Origin of the sequence: Pseudomonas sp. BAY1663 (assembly GCF_000582595.1) — a bacterium.
Classification (GTDB): domain Bacteria; phylum Pseudomonadota; class Gammaproteobacteria; order Pseudomonadales; family Pseudomonadaceae; genus Stutzerimonas; species Stutzerimonas stutzeri_AF.
In genome coordinates, this window is the sequence record NZ_AZSV01000014.1 from 19243 (window position 1) to 38965 (window position 19723).

General features: G+C 58.7%; 14 protein-coding genes and 5 pseudogenes. 2 read left to right on the top strand and 17 right to left on the bottom strand.

The window, feature by feature from the left end; all coding sequences use genetic code 11:
• Nucleotides 1-30: 30 nt before the first annotated feature.
• The 6 genes and pseudogenes from BAY1663_RS24415 to BAY1663_RS06475 all read right to left on the bottom strand — a co-directional run bounded on the left by BAY1663_RS24415 (nt 31) and on the right by BAY1663_RS06475 (nt 8980).
• Complete coding sequence (locus BAY1663_RS24415) at nt 31-207, bottom strand: hypothetical protein (protein WP_164838432.1); 177 nt, start codon at nt 205-207, stop codon at nt 31-33.
• Nucleotides 204-3361, bottom strand: a pseudogene (locus BAY1663_RS06455) (efflux RND transporter permease subunit). Before BAY1663_RS06455 ends, BAY1663_RS24415 begins: the two are co-directional and overlap by 4 nt.
• Nucleotides 3358-4808: pseudogene (locus BAY1663_RS06460) on the bottom strand (efflux RND transporter periplasmic adaptor subunit). Before BAY1663_RS06460 ends, BAY1663_RS06455 begins: the two co-directional pseudogenes overlap by 4 nt.
• Nucleotides 4805-6057, bottom strand: a pseudogene (locus BAY1663_RS06465) (TolC family protein). Before BAY1663_RS06465 ends, BAY1663_RS06460 begins: the two co-directional pseudogenes overlap by 4 nt.
• Nucleotides 6058-6149: 92 nt before the next feature.
• Entirely contained in the window at nt 6150-6530 is a 381-nt protein-coding gene (locus BAY1663_RS06470) for a hypothetical protein (RefSeq protein ID WP_014822249.1), read from the bottom strand.
• An 86-nt stretch (nt 6531-6616) separates the two neighbouring features.
• On the bottom strand, nt 6617-8980 hold the full coding sequence (locus tag BAY1663_RS06475) for a heavy metal translocating P-type ATPase (RefSeq protein ID WP_081002777.1): 2364 nt from the start codon (nt 8978-8980) through the stop codon (nt 6617-6619).
• Between the two features lie 668 nt (nt 8981-9648).
• On the opposite strand from BAY1663_RS06475, the gene BAY1663_RS06485 reads away from it, so the two are divergent.
• Together BAY1663_RS06485 and BAY1663_RS06490 are read left to right on the top strand one after the other, a co-directional pair.
• Nucleotides 9649-9900, top strand: coding sequence for a hypothetical protein (locus tag BAY1663_RS06485; protein ID WP_026006656.1), 252 nt, complete (start codon nt 9649-9651; stop codon nt 9898-9900).
• Between the two features lie 95 nt (nt 9901-9995).
• Nucleotides 9996-10613, top strand: a complete 618-nt coding sequence (locus BAY1663_RS06490) for an HAD family hydrolase (RefSeq protein ID WP_019407037.1) — start codon at nt 9996-9998, stop codon at nt 10611-10613.
• Nucleotides 10614-11138: 525 nt separating this feature from the next.
• On the opposite strand, the gene BAY1663_RS06495 is transcribed toward BAY1663_RS06490, so the two are convergent.
• The 11 genes and pseudogenes from BAY1663_RS06495 to BAY1663_RS06545 form a co-directional block, all read right to left on the bottom strand.
• On the bottom strand, nt 11139-11468 hold the full coding sequence (locus BAY1663_RS06495; RefSeq protein ID WP_037038764.1) for an XRE family transcriptional regulator: 330 nt from the start codon (nt 11466-11468) through the stop codon (nt 11139-11141).
• Nucleotides 11469-11471: 3 nt separating this feature from the next.
• Nucleotides 11472-11824, bottom strand: a pseudogene (locus BAY1663_RS06500) (type II toxin-antitoxin system RelE/ParE family toxin).
• Between the two features lie 48 nt (nt 11825-11872).
• Nucleotides 11873-12856, bottom strand: a complete 984-nt coding sequence (locus BAY1663_RS06505; RefSeq protein WP_037038837.1) for a tyrosine-type recombinase/integrase — start codon at nt 12854-12856, stop codon at nt 11873-11875.
• Nucleotides 12856-14135 (bottom strand): annotated as a pseudogene (locus BAY1663_RS06510) (hypothetical protein). Before BAY1663_RS06510 ends, BAY1663_RS06505 begins: the two are co-directional and overlap by 1 nt.
• A gap of 69 nt (nt 14136-14204) precedes the next feature.
• Nucleotides 14205-14483 carry a hypothetical protein gene (locus BAY1663_RS06515; RefSeq protein WP_256206573.1) on the bottom strand — a complete coding sequence of 93 codons (279 nt, stop codon included), beginning with the start codon at nt 14481-14483 and terminating at the stop codon, nt 14205-14207.
• Nucleotides 14484-14591: 108 nt separating this feature from the next.
• Nucleotides 14592-14981 carry a hypothetical protein gene (locus BAY1663_RS06520; protein ID WP_037038769.1) on the bottom strand — a complete coding sequence of 130 codons (390 nt, stop codon included), beginning with the start codon at nt 14979-14981 and terminating at the stop codon, nt 14592-14594.
• On the bottom strand, nt 14974-15192 hold the full coding sequence (locus tag BAY1663_RS06525) for a hypothetical protein (RefSeq protein WP_045429955.1): 219 nt from the start codon (nt 15190-15192) through the stop codon (nt 14974-14976). Before BAY1663_RS06525 ends, BAY1663_RS06520 begins: the two co-directional genes overlap by 8 nt.
• The gene (locus BAY1663_RS06530) at nt 15189-15407 is read right to left on the bottom strand and encodes a hypothetical protein (protein ID WP_037038776.1); all 219 of its coding nucleotides are present in this window, start codon (nt 15405-15407) and stop codon (nt 15189-15191) included. The genes BAY1663_RS06525 and BAY1663_RS06530 overlap by 4 nt, the downstream gene beginning before the upstream one ends.
• A gap of 609 nt (nt 15408-16016) precedes the next feature.
• Nucleotides 16017-16706 (bottom strand): hypothetical protein, encoded by a 690-nt coding sequence (locus BAY1663_RS06535; protein WP_128576115.1) that lies wholly within the window; start codon nt 16704-16706, stop codon nt 16017-16019.
• A gap of 523 nt (nt 16707-17229) precedes the next feature.
• Nucleotides 17230-18858, bottom strand: a complete 1629-nt coding sequence (locus BAY1663_RS06540; RefSeq protein ID WP_037038782.1) for an NADP-dependent glyceraldehyde-3-phosphate dehydrogenase — start codon at nt 18856-18858, stop codon at nt 17230-17232.
• 62 nt (nt 18859-18920) lie between these two features.
• Nucleotides 18921-19607: a bifunctional 4-hydroxy-2-oxoglutarate aldolase/2-dehydro-3-deoxy-phosphogluconate aldolase gene (locus BAY1663_RS06545; RefSeq protein ID WP_051497085.1), complete on the bottom strand. Its 687-nt coding sequence runs from the start codon at nt 19605-19607 to the stop codon at nt 18921-18923.
• Nucleotides 19608-19723 lie beyond the last annotated feature (116 nt).

Below are 19723 nucleotides of genomic sequence, written 5' to 3' on the forward strand. Positions count from 1 at the left end.
AATGGCACAACACTTACAGTAAGCTGTTCTTCAAATTACAAAGCTGTAAGCGCAACCTTTTGTATTGCTGCGACCGCCGCGTATGTGGCGGTCGCTTGCTCCTTTGCTTTTTATGTGAATCGAATAGTCGAAACCATGCCTTTTCAAGATGAACTCTACATTCAACCAGGCCCCGTCTTTTAAGGAGCTGAGGTGCTTGATTTTCACGGATGTTCACCAGTGGGTTTGGTTGCGTGCTGGGCCTGCAATTGCCGGCGGCGCATCAGCAGGTAGGCTGCCGGCAGAACGAACAGGGAGAGCAACGGCGCGGTGATCATCCCGCCCACCATGGGCGCGGCAATACGGCTCATGATTTCGCTGCCGGTCCCGCCGCCCCAAAGGATGGGCAGCAGGCCAGCGATGATCACGGCGACGGTCATGGCCTTGGGGCGCACTCGCTGGACAGCACCTTCACGAATGGCGTCGAGCAGGACGCCTTCGCCATGGGCTCCAGCGTTAACCCGATCCGTCCAGGCGTTCTTCAAATACAGCAGCATAATGACGCCGAACTCAGCAGAAACGCCTGCCAGTGCGATGAATCCGATTCCTGTCGCTACGGATAGGTTGTACCCGAGCAGATATAGGAACCAGACGCCCCCGGTCAGAGCGAATGGCAGCGTAGCCATGATGAGCAGCGCCTCGCCAAAGCGGGCAAACGTTAGGTAGAGCAATACAAAAATGATCAGCAAGGTAGCCGGAACGACGAGCTTCAGCTTCGCGTTAGCGCGCTCCATGAATTCGAATTGGCCGGAATAGCTGATGCTCATGCCGGATTCGAGCTGGACCCCTTTGCTGATCTTTTCCCTCAGATCGCCCACCACAGCCGCCATGTCGCGGCCACGAACATCGACGTAAACCCAGCCCGACAGCCTTGCGTTTTCGCTTTTAAGCATGGGCGGTCCGTCTGTCACCTGTACTTTGGCCACGGTCCCCAACGTGATCTGGCTGCCTTGCGGCGTGTAGATCGGTAGGTTGCGCAGATCGGATATCGAGTCGCGCCACTCGCGGCCATAGCGGAGGTTGATCGGATACCTGGCGAGCCCTTCCACGGTTTCACCAATGGTTTGACCACCGATGGCACCGGCCACGATCGATTGCACGTCCGCGATATTCAGGCCGTAGCGTGCGGCGGCGACACGATCGATATCCACATCGATATACCTGCCGCCGGTCAGTCTCTCAGCAAGCGCCGAACTGACCCCAGGCACCGTTTTGGCGATTTTTTCCACTGCCTGGGTGGCTTTGTCGATCTGTGCCAAGTCAGTGCCATACACTTTCACCCCGATCGGGCTCTTGATACCCGTCGCCAGCATATCGATACGGTTTCGAATCGGCGGGATCCACAGATTGGCTAATCCAGGTACCTGTACGGTGCGATCCAACTCCTCAACCAGCTTGTCAGGCGTCATCCCAGGGCGCCATTGATCCTTCGGCTTGAACTGAATGGTCGTCTCGAACATTTCCAGCGGGGCGGGATCTGTAGCGGTGTCGGCTCGACCAGCCTTACCGAACACGTGTGCAACTTCTGGAACCGTTTTTATGAGCCGGTCCGTCTGCTGCAGTAGCTCAGAAGCCTTCTGAGCGGAGAGGCCTGGAAGCGCAGTGGGCATATAAAGGAGGTCACCTTCATCCAGCGGGGGCAAGAACTCCCCACCAAGCGAGAGGCCGGCCACAAGCCTGTCAGGAAGACCAGAACAGCCACCAGCAGAGTCATCTTGGGCCAGCGCAGTACCGCGTCCAGGGCCGGCTTGTAGATCCAGATGAGGCCACGGTTGAGTGGATTACGGTGTTCGTCAGGGATTTTGCCCCTGATCCAATACCCCATGAGCACCGGAACCAGCGTGACAGACAGGCCCGCGGCGGCTGCCATTGCATAGGTTTTGGTGAACGCCAGTGGACCGAACAGCCGGCCTTCCTGCGCCTCCAGGGTGAACACTGGAATGAACGACAGCGTGATGATCAGCAGGCTGAAGAACAATGCCGGCCCCACTTCAACAGCCGCGTCAGTAATGACCTTCCAGTGCTCCTGGCCCTTCAAGGTGGAGTCAGGATGCCGCTTGTGCCAGGCCTCAATGTGCTTGTGGGCGTTTTCGATCATGACGATTGCTGCATCGACCATCGCTCCGATCGCGATCGCGATGCCACCCAACGACATGATGTTGGCGTTGATGCCTTGCCGCTGCATGATCACAAAAGCAATCAGGATGCCGATCGGCAACGACACGATGGCGACCAACGACGAGCGCAGATGCCACAGAAAAATCGCGCAAACCAACGCAACGACAATGAACTCCTCGATGAGCTTGTGCGTGAGGTTTTCAACGGCACTGTCGATCAGCTTGCTACGGTCGTACGTCGTGACGATTTCGACGCCTTGGGGCAGGCTCGCTTTCAGCTCATCCAGTTTGGTCTGAACGGCAGCGATGGTTTCCCGAGCGTTCTTGCCGCTCCGCAGGATCACCACGCCGCCGACTACCTCACCTTCACCGTCAAGCTCGCTGATGCCCCGGCGCATTTCCGGGCCGAGCTGGATATGCGCAACGTCCCCTAGCGTCACTGGCACGCCGCCGTCGAGACGCAAAGGAATGGCTCGAAAGTCTTTGAGTGTCTTGAGATACCCGGTCGCACGGACCATGAACTCGGTTTCTGCGAGTTCCAGAACACTCCCGCCGGTTTCACGGTTGGCTTCATCGATCGCCTTTGCAATCTGCTGCTGCGTCACGCCCCTGCTTGCCATGCGCACGGGATCCAGTACGACCTGATACTGCTTGACCATCCCGCCTATGGGCGCGACTTCCGCCACGTTGGGCAGTGTCTTGAGCTCATAGCGCAGGAACCAATCTTGCAAAGAGCGCAGCTGCGAGAGGTCATGTTTGCCCGTTCGGTCTACCAAAGCATATTGGTAGATCCAGCCGACACCTGTGGCGTCAGGGCCCAAAGCGGGTTTGGCGGCGGCGGGAAGCCGACTCTGCACCTGACTCAGGTACTCCAGCACCCGAGAACGGGCCCAATAGAGGTCGGTGCCGTCCTCAAACAGGACGTACACGTAGCTATCCCCGAAGAAGGAGTAGCCGCGGACCGTCTTTGCGCCGGGGACAGACAGCATGGTCGTCGTCAGTGGGTAGGTGACCTGATTCTCAACGATCTGGGGCGCCTGCCCGGGGTATGGCGTGCGGATGATGACCTGAACGTCGGAAAGGTCTGGCAATGCATCAACAGCGGTGTTTTTGACCGACCAGACACCCCAAGCCACCGCGAACACAGTAGCCAGCAGGATCAGAAAGCGGTTGGCCACTGACCAGCGAATTATGGCTGCGATCATGGCTGGCCCCCCAGCTTCTCGATGTGCTCAATGACCAGGCCCTCTTCGCTTTCACGCACGCCCACACGGACGCGGTCGTCGACTTGCAAGCCTGACAGCAGGGATTGATCCGCAACCGGAAAGGACATGGTCATCCCAGGCATGTTCAGCGTCTTGAACGGCCCATGCGACAGGCCAACCATGCCATCTTCCAGGCTGACGATCGTACCTTCAGCCTCGTGCAGCGCAGGTTCTGTAGAAGTTGCAGGCTCCTCCAAACCCTGAGCGGTCAGCCCGCGTAGCTCGCCTCTGAATCCAGGAGAAACTGACCGGACGCCACGACCTTCTGACCGGCTTCCAGCCCTTCAAGCACCTCTGTCTGGTCATCGAATTCCCGGCCTGTGCGAACCTCAATCGGGCGGTAACGGCCTTGATCCTCGGCCAGCATCACCAATGCGCGCCGACCGGTGCGAATGACCGCCTCGGACGGGATGACCAAGACATCTTCGACGTTGCGACTCAACGTCACCTCGGCCGTCATGCCGGGACGAAGCCGTTGTTGCGGGTTAGGTAGCTCGACCCGGACACGCACAGTGCGGCTATCCAGGTTGGCTTGTGGTAGTACGGCCTGGATCGTCCCTTCCAGAACTTCACCTGCAAAGGCCGGGAGGCGCGCGTTGACCAGCTGCCCAGGCGCCACATTTGCAACCTGCGCCTCAGGCACCGCAACTTCTAACCATACCTTTTCCAGCCCATTAACACGTGCCAGAGACGCACCAGTGGATACGGTCATGCCCTCGCGAACGTCGAGGCTGTTCAGCACGCCGCCTATTGGACTCCTCACTGTCCAAACAGGGCGCGCTTTACCAGTTCGTTCTAGCTGCACTATGACTTCTGGCGGCATGCCAGCAAGGCGCAACCGCTGGCGAGCCGCTGCGAGCAGCTGGGGTTGGCCGACCCCTTTGAGCGCCAGGTACTCTTCCTGTGCGGCAGCCCATTCGGGAACCAAAAGATCGGCTAACGGCGCGCCTTTTTCGATGACATCCTCCGGTGCTCGGTCGTAAACGCGCTCGACAAAGCCACCGGCACGCGCCTGCACAACCGCCACGTCTCGCTCGTCAAACATCAACGCGCCTGTCGCTTCGAGCGACTGGCTGATCGATTCACGCGTTACGGTTGCCAAGCGCACGCCGAGATTCTGCGTCACGCTCGGGTCGATACTGATCGATGCCCCGTCGCTTCCCTCATCTGCATAGCGTGGAATCAATTCCATATCCATGAATGGCGACTTGCCCGGCTTATCGAACTTTTGCTGGGGGACCATAGGGTCATACCAATAGAGCACTTCCTTGTCTTCTTCTGCAGGCGATTGTCCGAAGGCTGCGGTAGGCAGACCGATTAGCGCTGCAGCGCTAATCATCAGAGGCAGACTGAAGGCGAGTACCAGCCGCTTGTGTTGGAATGTCATGGTCGGGTATCTCCAAAGGCGAAATGCAGGCGGGCATTGCTCAACGATCGATCGCGGGCGACGTCAATACGCCGTAGCCGGGTCTCCACAAGCTGTCGTCGCGCTTCGATCACAGCGGTCAGCTCACCGCTTCCGGAGCGGTAATCGGCCATGGCAAGGCGGACCTTCTCTTCAGCGAGGGGTAGTAAGGTTTTGTCGAGGCGGATGAGTGCGCGGTCCAGACGCTGATACTCAGCGAGGTCAGTACTCAGCTCTTGGTTGTACAGGCGCAAGGTCGCTTGGCGCTGAGCTCGATCTGGGCAAGGCGAGCTCGTTCGGCCGCGATCTTCGGATCCTGCCGAGAGCTGGTAAACAGCGGCAGGTCGAAGCTGACGCTGAGGTTCACCATGTCGCCGTACTCACGGCCACGTCGCAGGTAGTCGATCCCCCAGCTCCAATCCGGTGTTTTCTCTGCGATGGCCTGGTGAACCTTTGCCTCCGCTTCACGAGTCATCGGGTCGAAGGCGAGTAACGCCGGGTGCCGGTTCAGGTTGTGCTGATAGTTATCAACGGCGGCAAGCCATTGCGGCCAGTCACCTGTAAGCGGCTGGCCTGCTAGCTCGCCTATCCAGCGCCGGAGGCCGGCCCGCGCAACAGCCTGGTTACGCAGCAGCTCATCCTCTTGTTCAGCCAGCAATGCTGCCTCTTGCCTCGGAAGTACGCTGTCTGCGGTTTGTCCGCTGCCGCCAGCAATGCGGGCCTGAACAGCCCGCGAAAGGAGCTGATTCTCGCTGTAAAGCTGCTTGAAAAGGCTTAGCTTCTGCTCGACCGCGAAGCTAGCGATCCATGCCTCGGCGGTTGCTTGGCGCACACCGAGACGTTCAACCGTTTGCTGGGCGTTTGCGAGCGCAACACTAGCCTGCGCGGCCTCGACACGAGCGCGCCTTTTCGCTCGGTTTGGCACATCTTGCATGACCCCAACCATTTGCATGGTCATGGCCTCTTGCTCCAACTGCCAGCGAGCGTCACCTTCGATGGGCACGCTTTGCAGTCCAAGCTTAAGTTTAGGGTCAGGAAGCTCGCCGGCAGGGATTGCAGCGCTGCGTGCGGCCACCAGGTTGGCGGCTTGCGCATGCAGCGAAGGCGCGTCTTGCTCGGCCACGCTCAGAGCTTGTTCTAAGGTCAAAGCGGACGCTAACCCTGGAAACGAGAGCGCGCCCATGATCAAGGCGGCCACGTACGGCGGCGCCCAATAAATACGGGGTTTCATTTGCGAAGGATTCCTGATCTTTCATGCGAGCCAAAGGCGCGCGGTAGCCGGCCCGAATGCTCACTCGGGCGGTTCCTATAATTTGATCGGAATTAGACGCGGGGTGGATGCCAGACGGCGTCTAAAAGGCTAGAGGGGATCAGGCCGTTATAGGGAGTGGTCACGGGTTTAGCAGCAGGCATCAGCTGGGCTTTTATTGAGACAAGCTGAAGGATACTTGCAGTTTTGCATTCTTGGCCCGTCTTGCAGACGGTCGCCGTTCCATGCTCATTCGCTTCACAGCACTCGTGTTCAGCACCGTCATCGGCGCCAACCATCGAAGCGTGGTCGGTCGTCATGGCGCCCACACCTTCCATATCGGACATCACGTGATGCCCGGACGATCCAACCGGCATGAGCATTTCCGCTATCCCATTGATCGGAAGCGCAAGCACTAGCAGCAGGATAAGGAAGGAGCGCATGTAGGACTTCATATTTCCAGCTTACGGGGCAATTCATGAGCAATCAATTAGGCAATCGGTCGCTTCGCAACCGAAGCCTAAGCCTAAGCCGACAGGCTTCAAACTACACGCGTTTGACGGAGCCGGAGTGCGTTGAACACAACCGATGCTGAGCTGAGGCTCATGGCCAGGGCAGCAATCATCGGAGACAGCAACAGTCCGAAGAACGGATAGAGCAGACCTGCGGCAATCGGGATGCTCAACCCGTTGTACATAAAGGCAAACAGAAGGTTCTGACGCATATTGCGAACCGTCGCCACCGAAAGCGTGCGCGCGCGCAGTATCCCCATCAGGTCACCTTTAACGAGCGTAACTTGGGCGCTGTTCATGGCGACGTCAGTGCCCGTGCCCATCGCTATGCCGACATCAGCCCTGGCGAGCGCCGGCGCATCATTTATTCCGTCGCCTGCCATGGCGACTACTTTACCTAGGGCTTGTAGCTTAACCACCAGCGCCTCCTTGTCCTGCGGCTTCACTTCGCCATGCACCTCATCGATCGATAGCTCACGAGCCACCGCGCGGGCAGTGGTAAGCCCGTCGCCGGTGGCCATGATGACTTGCACGCCCTCCGCTTGGAGCCGCGCTACAGCTTCCTTGGAAGTCGGTTTGATTGGGTCCGATACGGCCAGCAAGCCGGCAAGTGCCCCATCAACAGCCAGGTACACAATGCTGGTACCGCTCTCGCGCATTTTTTCTGCCTGATCTCTCAACGGCTCGACGCTCACACCCGCATCTTCCATAAGCGCGGTGTTGCCTAGTTGTAGCTGCTTGCCTTCCACCAGACCACGGACTCCGATACCTGACCCTGACTCGAAGGTCTCTGGCTTCGCCAGCTGGATACCTTCGCTTCTGGCATGGTCTACGATCGCGTGGGCTAGGGGATGCTCACTACCTTGATCCAAGCTGGCAGACAAACGGATGACTTCCTGCGAGTCAAACGGCGTGACGCCTATGGCCCGATCGAAGACAGGTCGGCCCTCGGTCAAGGTTCCTGTTTTATCGACAATCAGCGTGTCTACCTTACGGACGTTCTCGATGGCGCCTGCGTCTCTGAAAAGCACTCCGCTTCCAGCCGCTTTGCCTGTGGCAACCATGATCGACATAGGCGTTGCAAGGCCAAGTGCGCAAGGGCAAGCAATGATCAGAACCGCAACTGCATTGATCAGGCCGAATACCCAGCCCTGCTCGGGTCCAAACAGGCCCCATGCAAAGAATGTCAGCAAGGCGATACCAATGACCGTCAGCACGAAATAACCCGCAACCGTGTCCGCCATTCGCTGCATGGGTGCTTTGGAGCGTTGCGCATTCGCAACCATCTGGACGATTTGTGAAAGCATAGTCCCGGAGCCAACCCTGGTGGCTCGCATGACAAGCGAGCCGCTCGTGTTCATCGTCGCGCCGATAAGCGAATCGCCTGTCCGCTTCGTCACCGGAACCGGCTCGCCCGTTAGCATGGATTCGTCGACGGCGCTCTCGCCCTCTAACACCTCTCCATCAACGGGTACCTTTTCACCAGGACGAACGCGCAGATGGTCGCCCTCGTGAACATGTGTGAGCGGGATGTCCTCCTCGGAACCATCCTTGGCGATACGGCGAGCTGTTTTGGGTGATAAGCCAAGCAGGGACTTGATTGCGGAAGATGTCTGAGAGCGGGCCTTCAGTTCGAGCAGCTGACCTAAAAGCGTCAGTGAAATGATGACCGCTGCGGCTTCGTAGTAAACGCCTATCCGGCCGCCCACAGTGAATGACTCTGGAAATATGCTCGGTAAGACGGTTGCTACGATGCTGTAAATATACGCAGCCCCTGTGCCAAGCCCGATCAACGTCCACATGTTTGGGCTGCGATGCTTAACTGATGCGAAACCGCGCACGAAAAATGGCCAACCTGCCCACAAGACAACCGGGGTCGTAAGGGCTAGTTCAACCCAGTTCTGGCTAGCGCCGTGAAACAGCGGTATCGCATGTCCCGCCATTGCCAACAGGGTTACTGCTACGGTCAGGGGCAGAGACCACCAGAATCGCTTCGAGAAGTCCTTGAGTTCGGGATTCTCCTCCTCGTCGAGTTCAGGGATCAGAGGTTCCAATGACATCCCACAGATAGGGCAATCACCTGGACCCATTTGGCGGATCTCAGGGTGCATCGGGCAGGTGTACTCTGTCGTTGCATCACCGGCGGGTGGTTTCTGTGCGGGTGGGGTAGATGCCCGAGAGGAGGTCCCATGAGCCTGCGGTGCAGCGAGATATCGAGCAGGGTCGGAACGAAACTTGGTCTGGCAACCCTGGCTGCAGAAGCGGTAAGTGCTTCCCTGATAATGCTCTTGATGCTCGCTATCCTCTTCCACCTTCATCCCGCAGACGGGGTCTGTGAGTGCTGCAGTACCTTTCGTTTGGTCGGGCTGGTGATGGCACTGCTGAGAGGACATACGGGGCACCTTATGGATTGGTTAGCGACGAACTTGGCCTATTGCAGGGACATTCGCGGTTTTTCAATGCTTGCAGCGTCTGACAGCCAATATATGCAAAGCGTCCTGACCAAAGGCTGAAGTAACCATTACATTTCTGTCAGGTTCTCTGGTATGTCAGGTCGTATGTATGTCCTGGGCGCGGTCAATGACTATTTGAGATCAAGACATCTCCACGGACGATGCGAGGCTGATCCAACCGGCTCGGAGTCGTCTTTTTGAATTTTGAAATTTCGCACCGTTGGTAATCACCACAAGCGAGGCGCGTCTGTGACGCGGAAGGGTGCCGCGACTCCTCGCGACTGCTTAAAATACAAACGAAAGCGGATGATCTGAGTAATTTGTAGCGAGGGGAAGGTTCGAGAAAGTCTGCGTACGCTGAGATCTGCTCACTAACACCTAGCTACCTATCTAGTGCACGCACGAAGCGCGCCACGCGTCGAGCTGTACGGCGAGGCCACAAAATGATGGAAATTATGGCTCAGCAATAATTATGGCTGAGCCATAATTCCATATAACCGCAGCGTCACGGAAAAACCGCAATTGTTTACAGCCTGCAATTGACCATGACAGCTGCCCCTCCAATGAGGGGATAGACTAAGTGGGTTAGCTAACTCGGGGCTGTGGAGATGATCGAGGATCGCGCCAATGAGCTGTTCATCAGCGCCGCTAGCATCTGGGAAATCGGCCAAAACGCGATGGGCAAAGCAAGCTTTCAGTTCGATTCAGGAGTACTAAGAAGGTCTCTTCTGGACGGCGACTACAAGGAGCTGTCCGTGACCAGCCGACACGCCATTACGGCTGCGGCCTCGCCTCTCCTTCACAGCGCCCATTTGATCGGATGCTCATCGGACAAGCAGCTTCGGAAGGCTTCATCCTAGTAACCAATAATCATGCTACAGCGAAGTATTCGGGGCCAATCAAGCACGTCGGTTGAATGCGCCAGCCTTCATACCCTGTCGTAACGGGATGTCTAATGACCATACAAGCCGTCATTTTTGATGCTTTCGGGACACTGATAAAGATTCAAGATGGGTCGCATCCGTACCGACAGTTGATGAAGATCGGAAAGGCGCATGGGCGGCGCCCCCGCCCGGACGACGCGTCTTTCCTGATGAAATCTGCGATAACGTTGACGCAAGCCGCAGCGCATTTGGGGATCACTGCAAGCCCTGAACAATTGAGCACTCTGGAAACTGTCCTGGCAGAAGAGATCGCAGCCGTTGAGGCATATCCTGACGGGCTCGAAGCGGTGAAACTGCTCCAAGAGCAAGGCATTCGAATCGGTGTTTGCTCGAATTTGGCTTTCCCGTACCGGCAAGCCGTCCTGCGTTGCTACCCCATGCTAGACGCATATGCGTTTAGCTGTGATTTAGGCGTAATGAAGCCCGAACCCACCATCTACAGTTGGATTTGCGATCAGCTTGGGGCGTCCCCGACCGCATCGTGGATGATCGGTGACTCCCAACGTTGCGACCGAGATGGGCCAACGGCAGTAGGCATCCGAGGCTTTTTTGTTGACCGAAACAGCACCAACGGTGACTGCCCTGAATTGGTTACGTTCGCTCGTAAGGTATTGGCAACCGCGCGTTGAGCGAGCGATGTCAGCCCCATCCATTTTCGCACCTCGCGATTGAAACCTGGAATCACACCAGGCAATCCTGCTCCATGAACCTTGAACCGCAGTCAAAATAAGACCGTAAATTGAGTTGAGGTGATTATGATCGGGTGCCAACGGGAACACCTTAGAAACCCAAGGCGCCTCCCTAGATCATTGGTAACTTCAAACTCAGGAGCGTTTGGCTTCAACGCAGCCTAAACCCAACCGACTGCGGGCAGCTCTACTCGCCAACGCACGCAAAGCCACTCTCACAGATAGGTGAATGCGATGCTTGACAAGGCTCGAAAGGTTCATATACTCGCGCTCACTGTGAGCAATCCAACAAATCAAGGTTTCTTGCATAATGCGCTGAAGCCTTGATTTGGCCGGGATATTGAAGTTTGGGATTCAAATCCCCCCGGCTCCACCAATTAGAAGCACTTAAAACCCTGATTTTCCTAGAGAATTTCAGGGTTTTTTGCTTTCTGAAGCAGCGTGTGTCGAAGAAGTGTCGAAGACTCACGCTTGCTGAGCGGCAGCTTCGATCTCGGCGAAGTTGCTGATCTTCACCGAACCATCTGGGAACCGGGCGATGACCTCAAGCTGCCCGCCCATTGCTTCGATGTGGCTACGCAGCGTAGAGATATACATGTCGGTGCGCTTTTCCATTTTCGCGATCGACGGCTGCTGTACGTGCAATAGCTCGGCCAGCATCTTCTGCGACAAACCACGGGCCTGACGCAGCTCGTTCAGCGGCATTTCAGCAAGCAGCTCCTGGGCTTTGGCTTCCACACGAGCCTGAGCCTCTGGCGACATCTTTGCGCGCAAGTCTGCGAATTTCTTGGCCATCGTTCAGCCCTCCTTCTCAAGCTGTTCCAGGTGCTCGTCATAGAGACGATCTGCCAACGGAACGTTGATCTCGTACCAGCGGTTGTCGCCCGTCTTGTCTCCGCCAATCAACAGGATCGCCGAGCGCCTGGGATCGAATGCATACAGCGTTCGTATCGGGCGCCGTTGTGCTGAGTTCTCAGCTCTCGCATATGCCCATGACGTGACCCATTGATAGCGCTGCTATGTGGGAATCCGAGCGACGGCCCACGGTCTTCCAGCAAACGCACGGAGACCGCTATGGACTCCTGCTCTTCCGCAGTGAGCGACTCCCACCAGTCACCAAACTCATCGGTGTACTCAACGTCCCAAGTCATGCGAAATATAGCCCCTATGGAAAATTCCATCAATGGAATGATGACACTCTACGACAAAGCCGGCCCTAACCGTACCGCATCCTGCAGATGATCCGGCGCCAAGTGCGCGTACCGCATCGTCATGGCCAGGCTCGAATGGCCCAGGATCTTCTGCAGCGTCAGGATGTTCCCGCCGTTCTGGATGAAGTGGCTGGCGAAGGTGTGCCGGAGTGCATGAGCGGCCTGCCCTTTCGGTAGCCTGATCGTGGTTCTTGCCAGCGCACGCCGGAACGAGGTTATCGCCGGGGTGAAATGCCCGTGGCGCTTCCAGTGCTGGGCGATCTTCTTTTCCAGCTCCGGCGAGATCGGGACCGACCGAACCTTCCCGCTCTTGGTCCTGCTGAACGTGATGACACCGTTTCGGATAGATCCCGGCTGCAGCCTTTCGGCTTCGGACCATCGCGCCCCGGTTGCCAGACAGATCATTGCCACCAGCTCGACATGCGGGTTATCGCAGCCGTTGCGGATCGACTCCAGCAGTTCGGCGATCTGCTCGTTCGTCAGCCATGAAAGCTCACGCTCCTGGATCTTCAACGGTTTCACCAGCGCGAGCGGGTTCTCGTACTTGATGACACCCAAGCCGCGAAGCTCGTTGTAGACCGAGCGCAGATAGCCCAGCTCATTATTGAGCGTCTTCGGCGAGGCGCCTGCCTCCATGCGAACCCGGCGATCATGCGCATAGGCTTGCGGATCGATCCGCGAGGCGATGGGATCTCGCAACCGCTTGGCCAGAGCATCGAGCTTCTTGCGACGCCGCAATCCATCCCTTAGCGAGTGGCCGTGCAGGTCATACCAGGACTCGATCAGCGCACTCAGCCGTCGCGTATCTGCCGTGCTGGGCGACCATTCCCGGTTCTCTATCACCTTTGCCCGACACGTCGCCTCGAACCGCTGGGCTTCGCCCTTGGTCTTGAAGGTTTTGCGGAAGCGCTTGCCCTTGATCGGCTCTACATCGACTTTCCAGCGGCCATCGTCGGTTTGCTGGATCGCCATCAGATCGCCCTGCCCCACCTCACATGGCGTTCCTGCAGCAGATCCTTGATGTGCTTGTACAGATCCCGCTCGCTCATGTCCTTGGCGGCATAGTGATCGCGGATGACCGGCCAGCAATCCCATTGCTTCAGGGTCTCGAATGCTTTCTTAGCGCCCACTCGCTCCCTTGCCAGCAGGCTTACGAAGTTTCCCAGGAACAGCTCCACGTTCTTCCCCGAGAAGCCTCGAGAGGTCTTGTAGTAGCGCTTGTACTCCGTCTCATCGACCAGGGAGTCCACTGGCAGATCAACCGTGCGTCTTCGCGCAGCAGCGTCCAGATGGGTTCGAAGTAGCCGGGCCGGGCGAGCAGCTTGAATTGGCTCATGCCGTAGCGCCACAGGCCTTCCAGATGGGCCGAGAAGGCTGCGAACGAGTCCGTGTCGATGGCTTGGCCGGTCTTCACGTCTGTCGAGCCGCTGGCGAACTGTTGGATGATCGAGTGGTGATAACGCAGCTCGACGCGCCACACGCCCTGGGTCGGATCGTAGTTCTCGGGATCTTTGGCATCGAACGAATCCCGGCGACGCCAGACGCTTTCCCAGTAGTCGAGCTTGTCATGGGCGCGGGCTTGCAGCGTCTTGTTGTAGATCCCGAGCTGTACGCCACCGGCAGAGCCAAACAGGAAGGACTGGCCCTTGCCGTAGGTGGCTGCCTCCATGGTCCACTCGATTTCCTTGATGCCCGAGATATCGCGATTGGCACGTGCGCGGCAGTGCATGCGGGCCGTCAGGTCAGCCGGAGGCGTCCAGCCTTGCAGATCCAGGGCGAGGTGGACGGCACACTGATTGCGCTCCCGGTGGGTCATCACGGCGGCGGCGTAGTAATCCATGCGTTCCTGGAGCCGCTCCGGCGACAGCGCGTCGATGGCGTGCGGTGACACCTCGATTTTCAGGTGCGGCCCGATCTGCTCCAGCTTCGCGTTGAAGTTCTTAATCAGCAGCACGAAGCCCAGGTCGGCGTTCTGCAGCTTGTACTGGTAGCCCGAGTCCCGGCCCACTCGCCCGGCGTGCCAGATCTCCCCGGCAAACTCGACCATCGCGCCCGGCTTCTCGAACAGCGCCATGATTTCCGGACGAATCAGCCCGCGGTACAGCTGGCGGACCGTATCGACGCCGCAGCGCAGCAAACGGACCTTGGACAGATCCACGAATGCCGCCGTGCCCGGATCGACAAACAGACGCCCGTTGCGATCTTCACGGGCAAGCATGTCCAGGCGGAGAAAATCTTTTGGTTTGGCCATTTGGTTTTACTTCCTAATGCTGACTAATGCGGTAGTTCATCTGGGTTTATCTGACGTGCTACAGGGACGTCAGCGGGGCGGCGCGCGCACGGCAGCACAGACGACGCGCTCGCCACGCTCGGCGTAGAGCTGTGCAGCCGTGCGCGCTTGCTGGAGTTGGGTTCTGGTAACCGGATCAGTGAAAACGACGGTCGGGTCATTCAGGCAAGCTTGTTCCTGGATGAAGGTCATCAGGTAGGGATGGTCGGGCGGCGGAGTGGCAGTCAGTGCGATGCAGAGCACAAGGCAGGCCAGCCCGAGAGGCAGGTGGGAAAGTCGGAGATCGGCGCGGCGCGACAGGAAGAACACCAAGGGCGCCGCCCTTGTCATCCCGCTCTTGCCGCCGAGGGCTCGGGAGCGTGGGGTGGAAAAGCTACCCTACACTCCCAGCGATAGGCTGGTCATGATCGTGCAGGGTCAAGGGTGCGCTGCGCCCGTGCTTCCGTTCGACGGAACGGTGGAGCTGTTCCGACGAGCCGGGAGCGCGGCCCTTGACCTTGCGTGCTTAGGAAGGGTGATACGGCCCAGTACGTTGCCGGAACCATGCCGGTCGCGGTGCCGCATCACCCTGATGGTGCAGATATCGGAGAAGTAGACTTCGTTCGGATGATCGAGCTGGCTGGAGACGTTCAACCCCATGAAATAGGCCAGGTCACAGACCCCTTCCATCGGCAGCACAATGCCCAGGATGTGCATGCACTGCCAGAAGGACTCGGGCTCTTCGTCCCAGCGCAGTTCCACCAGAACGGTTTGGCCGACATAGGCCATCGCGGTTTGCGCGTCGAGTGCGATGCGTTGGCTAGACATGGCTGTAATCCCCCGGTTGAAACTCCGTCTTGCCCTTGAGCAGGTCATCACGCAGGCGCGCCAGATTGACCATGCGGAAGTCGGCCAGCTTCATGCTCGGGATGGCGCCGGAGTCCGCCCAGTTGATGGCCTCCTCTACCGATACGCCGCTCATTTCGGCAAAGGTCTTGATGCTGCATAGGTCGAGGCTGTCGTCCTTTTTGGCGCTCATAGGGTCCACTCCTGTTCGAGAAGCTGCTGGTGCAGCAGGGCCACGTTGACCATGGTGCGCTTGCCCACTTTCTGCGACGGCAAGTAGCCACGGTCCAGCCAGGTGCGTACCACGATGGGTTCGTCGCCCATGCCGATCCACTCGGCGAACTTCGGCCACGGCATCAGGGGCGGGGCGCCGTGCAGCTTTTGCGGGTCAAAACCTTCCGTATCCATCCGCTTTACTCCACTATGTTCGGCTTTGATAACCAACCAACTAATGAGTAACAACTACCCATGGAGCGATTGTTACCCATCTTGCATGATGGAGCAATAGCTACTCAGGAAATTTTTCTGCATGCACAGCGCATCCGATAGAGCACGCGCGTTGCTCAAGCTGATCGGCCCCAAACGGGCAAGCGAACAAGGTGGTGATTACGAGCGCTGGCGGAACGTCAGCAAAGGCGCGGTGCGCGTAAGCGCAGACGAGATAGACGTACTGGTGAAGATCTACCTCAGTACGCCCTATGGTTGGCAAGCGGACAGATTGCCCCGGAGATCGGCCAGACCAGCCCGGTCTACGACGAGGCCAACCGAAACTTGAGCAAACCCAACGCGGGATAGCAATCACACGGAAAGTAGCTAGGCGATGGTATGCCCGAGCGCAGGGAGCTAAATGAGCTTTGGAAGAAGTCGCTAGGTTGAGCAACGGTACTTACAGAAGCAGCTAAACGACCTGCACTTCGTCACGATTTCTAGGCCGCTCAAGTTCACTGGGCGCCACGCCGCTCCGAAGTGAAGGCAAGGACGTCGGTCGCATCGTATTGCTCGGCGGCGTACCGTCTATCAACCTTCTCCGATGAATTTTAAGAAGCTCCTGCCTAGAGAGGTCACACCGAACGGCTTGGCCGCCGAGCTTCCTCCGACCAGAATATTTTGCCCTGTCGAAAACTCAGGGAGGTCTTCTACGTCAACTGCCAATATTAGTGACCTCGACTCCAGATCTTTGATGACAGAGCGAAAGTGAGCTCGCTCGATGCTACCACCGAGATAACGCTCAAGCTGGCTAAGCACCTGCTCTAGTGTTTTGACATGCGAAAATTGCCCGTCATGTTTGTTCAATGTACCCAACACCCGTAAGTGCGTTACCGATAGCTCGTCTACGTACCTCAAGAATTGAAAGGCAGTGTCCTCTTCAGGCATGTCACCCTTAGCAGTTGCCTCAAGTGCTTCTCGCAGTGCTCGAATCTTTTCTTCCCGATGGTTTCTCAAAGCTATCTGGGTAGCCTGGTAGAGAAACGAGATAAAGCGCTCGTCTTTCTGAAGGACGTCGGGAACTAGCCCAACCTCCTTGTGCACATTCTCAATGGCGGACGAAACCTCCATCAGCCATCGTTCCTTTCTCTTCTCGGCAGGATTGACAAAGAGATTGACCACTTCGGCGAGCAACCCTCCCGCAATAGGAATCGCCTGCAACGCCCCCTTGACGAGAGCAACTGCAATCTCGCTCTTTGCTTCTTCACGCGGAACCTGCATTGCATCCTCCCCCAATGTCATCCGTATTTATTAGCCGCATGCTCCACCGAACGAGCGCGCGCGCTCAGCTCCGCCGAGCTGTAATTGGATACCCATTTCTACTTCACCTTTGTAGTGTCGAAAATGTGTCGAAATCATTGCTGACTAACGCGGTACAAAGCCAGCGATTCGCAGTGAAATGGCTCATGATGTAGGACTTTGCAGGGTGAAGCGGAGCAAAAATTGGGGTTCAAATCCCCTCCCCCGGCTCCACCATCAAAGACGCAGAGCCCCGTACTTCGGGGCTTTGTGCTGTCTGAGCCTGTCGTTTTTGGCAGGTGAGACATCGAGTAGTTACATCCACATAGAGCATCGGCAGGCGCCCAGGATGAAACTCGTTATGCGTTTCGATTCGATCCCGGTAGAGCTTCGCGCATGAGCGTGCGCAACGACTACGGGCCCATATTGCAGGCGGCAACAGGGAACCTCCGTCGTGCTCAATGAGCAGTCCGACACACCCCCATAAGGGGCATCGGTACTGGCATCAGAAGATGTAGTCGGTGGTCAGGAAACTCGAATGGCGGCCCTGGATAATCTCGCTGAACAGCGCCTTGTTGTCTTCCCGATCCCGCGTGGCGACCAGGGTGCGGATGGAGAACACGCGCAGCGCATCGTGCACCGACAGGGTGCCTTCGGCCGAGTTCTTGCGCCCGTTGAACGGGTAGCGGTCCGGGCCACGCTGGCACTGGGTATTGACGTTGATGCGGCCGACCTGGTTGGCGAAGGCGTCGATCAACCGGCCGATCTGCTGCGGGTCGTTGCCGAACAGGCTGAGTTGCTGGCCGTAGTCCGAGCGCAGGACGTAGTCGATCACTTCAGCGAGGTCGTCATACGGCACCACCGGAATCAGCGGGCCGAATTGCTCTTCATGGTACAGCCGCATGTCCGCGCTGACCGGGCTGAGTAGCGCCGGGTAGAAGAAGGTTTCGCGCTGGCCGCCACCGCCCGGATTGATCACCTGTGCGCCTTTTGCCAAGGCGTCCTGCAGCAGGCCGTTGAGGTAGTCCACCTTGCCCGGCTCCGGCAACGGAGTCAGGGCCACGCCCTCTTCCCATGGCATGCCGGGCTTGAGTGCCGCCAGCCGGGCGCTGAAGCGATCGAGGAACGGCTGCAGAACATCGCGGTGGACGAACAGAATCTTCAGTGCGGTGCAGCGCTGGCCGTTGAACGACAGAGTGCCGGTCACGGCCTCTTCCACGGCGTTGTCCAGGTCCACCTGGGGCAGCACGATGCCGGGGTTCTTCGCATCCAGGCCGAGCACCGCGCGCAGGCGGTGCGGGCGCGGGTGGAGCTTCTTCAGATCGCTGGCACCCTTGTTGGTGCCGATGAAGGCGAACACGTCCACCTTGCCGCTGGCCATCAGCGCGCTGACGGTATCGCGGCCCTTGCCGTAGATGACGTTGATGACGCCGGGCGGGAAGCTGTCGCGAAAGGCTTCGAGCAGCGGACGGATCAACAGCACGCCGAACTTGGCCGGCTTGAACACCACCGTGTTGCCCATGATCAGCGCCGGGATCAGGGTGGTGAAGGTCTCGTTGAGCGGGTAGTTGTAGGGGCCCATGCACAACGCCACGCCCAGCGGCGCGCGACGGATCTGGCCAAGGGTGCCCTGTTCCAGCTCGAAGCGGCTGGAGCGGCGGTCGAGCGCTTTCAGCTCGTCGATGGTGTCGACGATGTAGTCGCAGGTGCGGTCGAATTCCTTCTCGGCATCCTTGAGGCTCTTGCCGATTTCCCACATCAGCAGGCGTACCACGGTGTCGCGCTGCTGGCGCATGCGCTGCAGGAAGCTTTCCACATGGCGGATACGCTCGGCCACGCGCAGGGTCGGCCAGGCGCCCTGACCGTTGTCATAGGCCCGCACGGCGGCATCCAGCGCCGCCAGGGCGGCTTCGGCGTCCATCAGCGGAGCACTGCCGAGGATCACCTGCTCGGTGTGGCCATCGCCGTGGGTCAGGCAGATCGGGCTGCGCACACTGGCCAGCGGGCCATCCCAGCGCTGCAGTTGGCCATCGAGCAGGTACTCGCGCTGTTCGATCGGAATGTCCAGCCGGTACTGCTCGGGAATCCGGGCTGCACTGGGAAAGAGATTGTTCAATGCGTTCTCTGAGCTCATGGTTCCGGTCCTTTCGGTCACTGCGAATAGGGGCGCCGCCAGCGGCGCCGGGTCCGACTGGCTCACGCCAGCAGTTGCAAGGCCTCGGAACCGGCCTGGGTGATGCGCTGCCAGTCACCGCTGCGCACCCAGGCATCCTCCAGCATCCACGACCCGCCGACGCACATCACGTTGGGCTGCTGCATGTAGTTCCGCAGGTTGCCCGGGTTGAGACCGCCGGTGGGGCAGAAACGCACGGTGCCGAATGGGCCGCGGAACGCCTTGAGCGCGGCGATACCACCGGCCAGTTCAGCGGGGAACAGCTTGAAACGGCGGTAGCCCAGAGCGTAGCCGAGCATGATTTCCGAGGCGCTGCTGACGCCGGGCAGCAGCGGTACCGGGCATGCGATGCCGGCTTCGAGCAGGGCCTGGGTACAGCCCGGCGTGACGATGAACTCGGCGCCGGCGGCCACCGCATCGGCCAGCATGCTTTCATCGAGCACCGTGCCGGCGCCCACGCACAGTTCCGGTCGCGCCTTGCGCAACTCGGCGATGGCCTGCAGGCCGAGGTCCGAGCGCAGGGTGACTTCCAGGGTGCGCAGGCCACCGGCGGCGAGGGCATCGGCCAGCGGCAGGATGTCCGCTTCGCGCTCGATCCTGATCACCGGAAGGATACGTGCCGCCGCGCACAGGCTGTCGATGCGCGCGATCTTGCTGGCCATGTCCGGCAGTGGTGCGGAGGTCGCCTCGTGGCGTTGCGGGTCGTTCATCGGTTCTATCCTCGGGGGCCGTGGCCCCTGACTGGGGGTTGGGAAAGGCGGAGACCGGCCACTGGGGCGACCCGCCTCGGCATTGCAGCGACGCGCCAAAGATAGCGCTGTCTTTT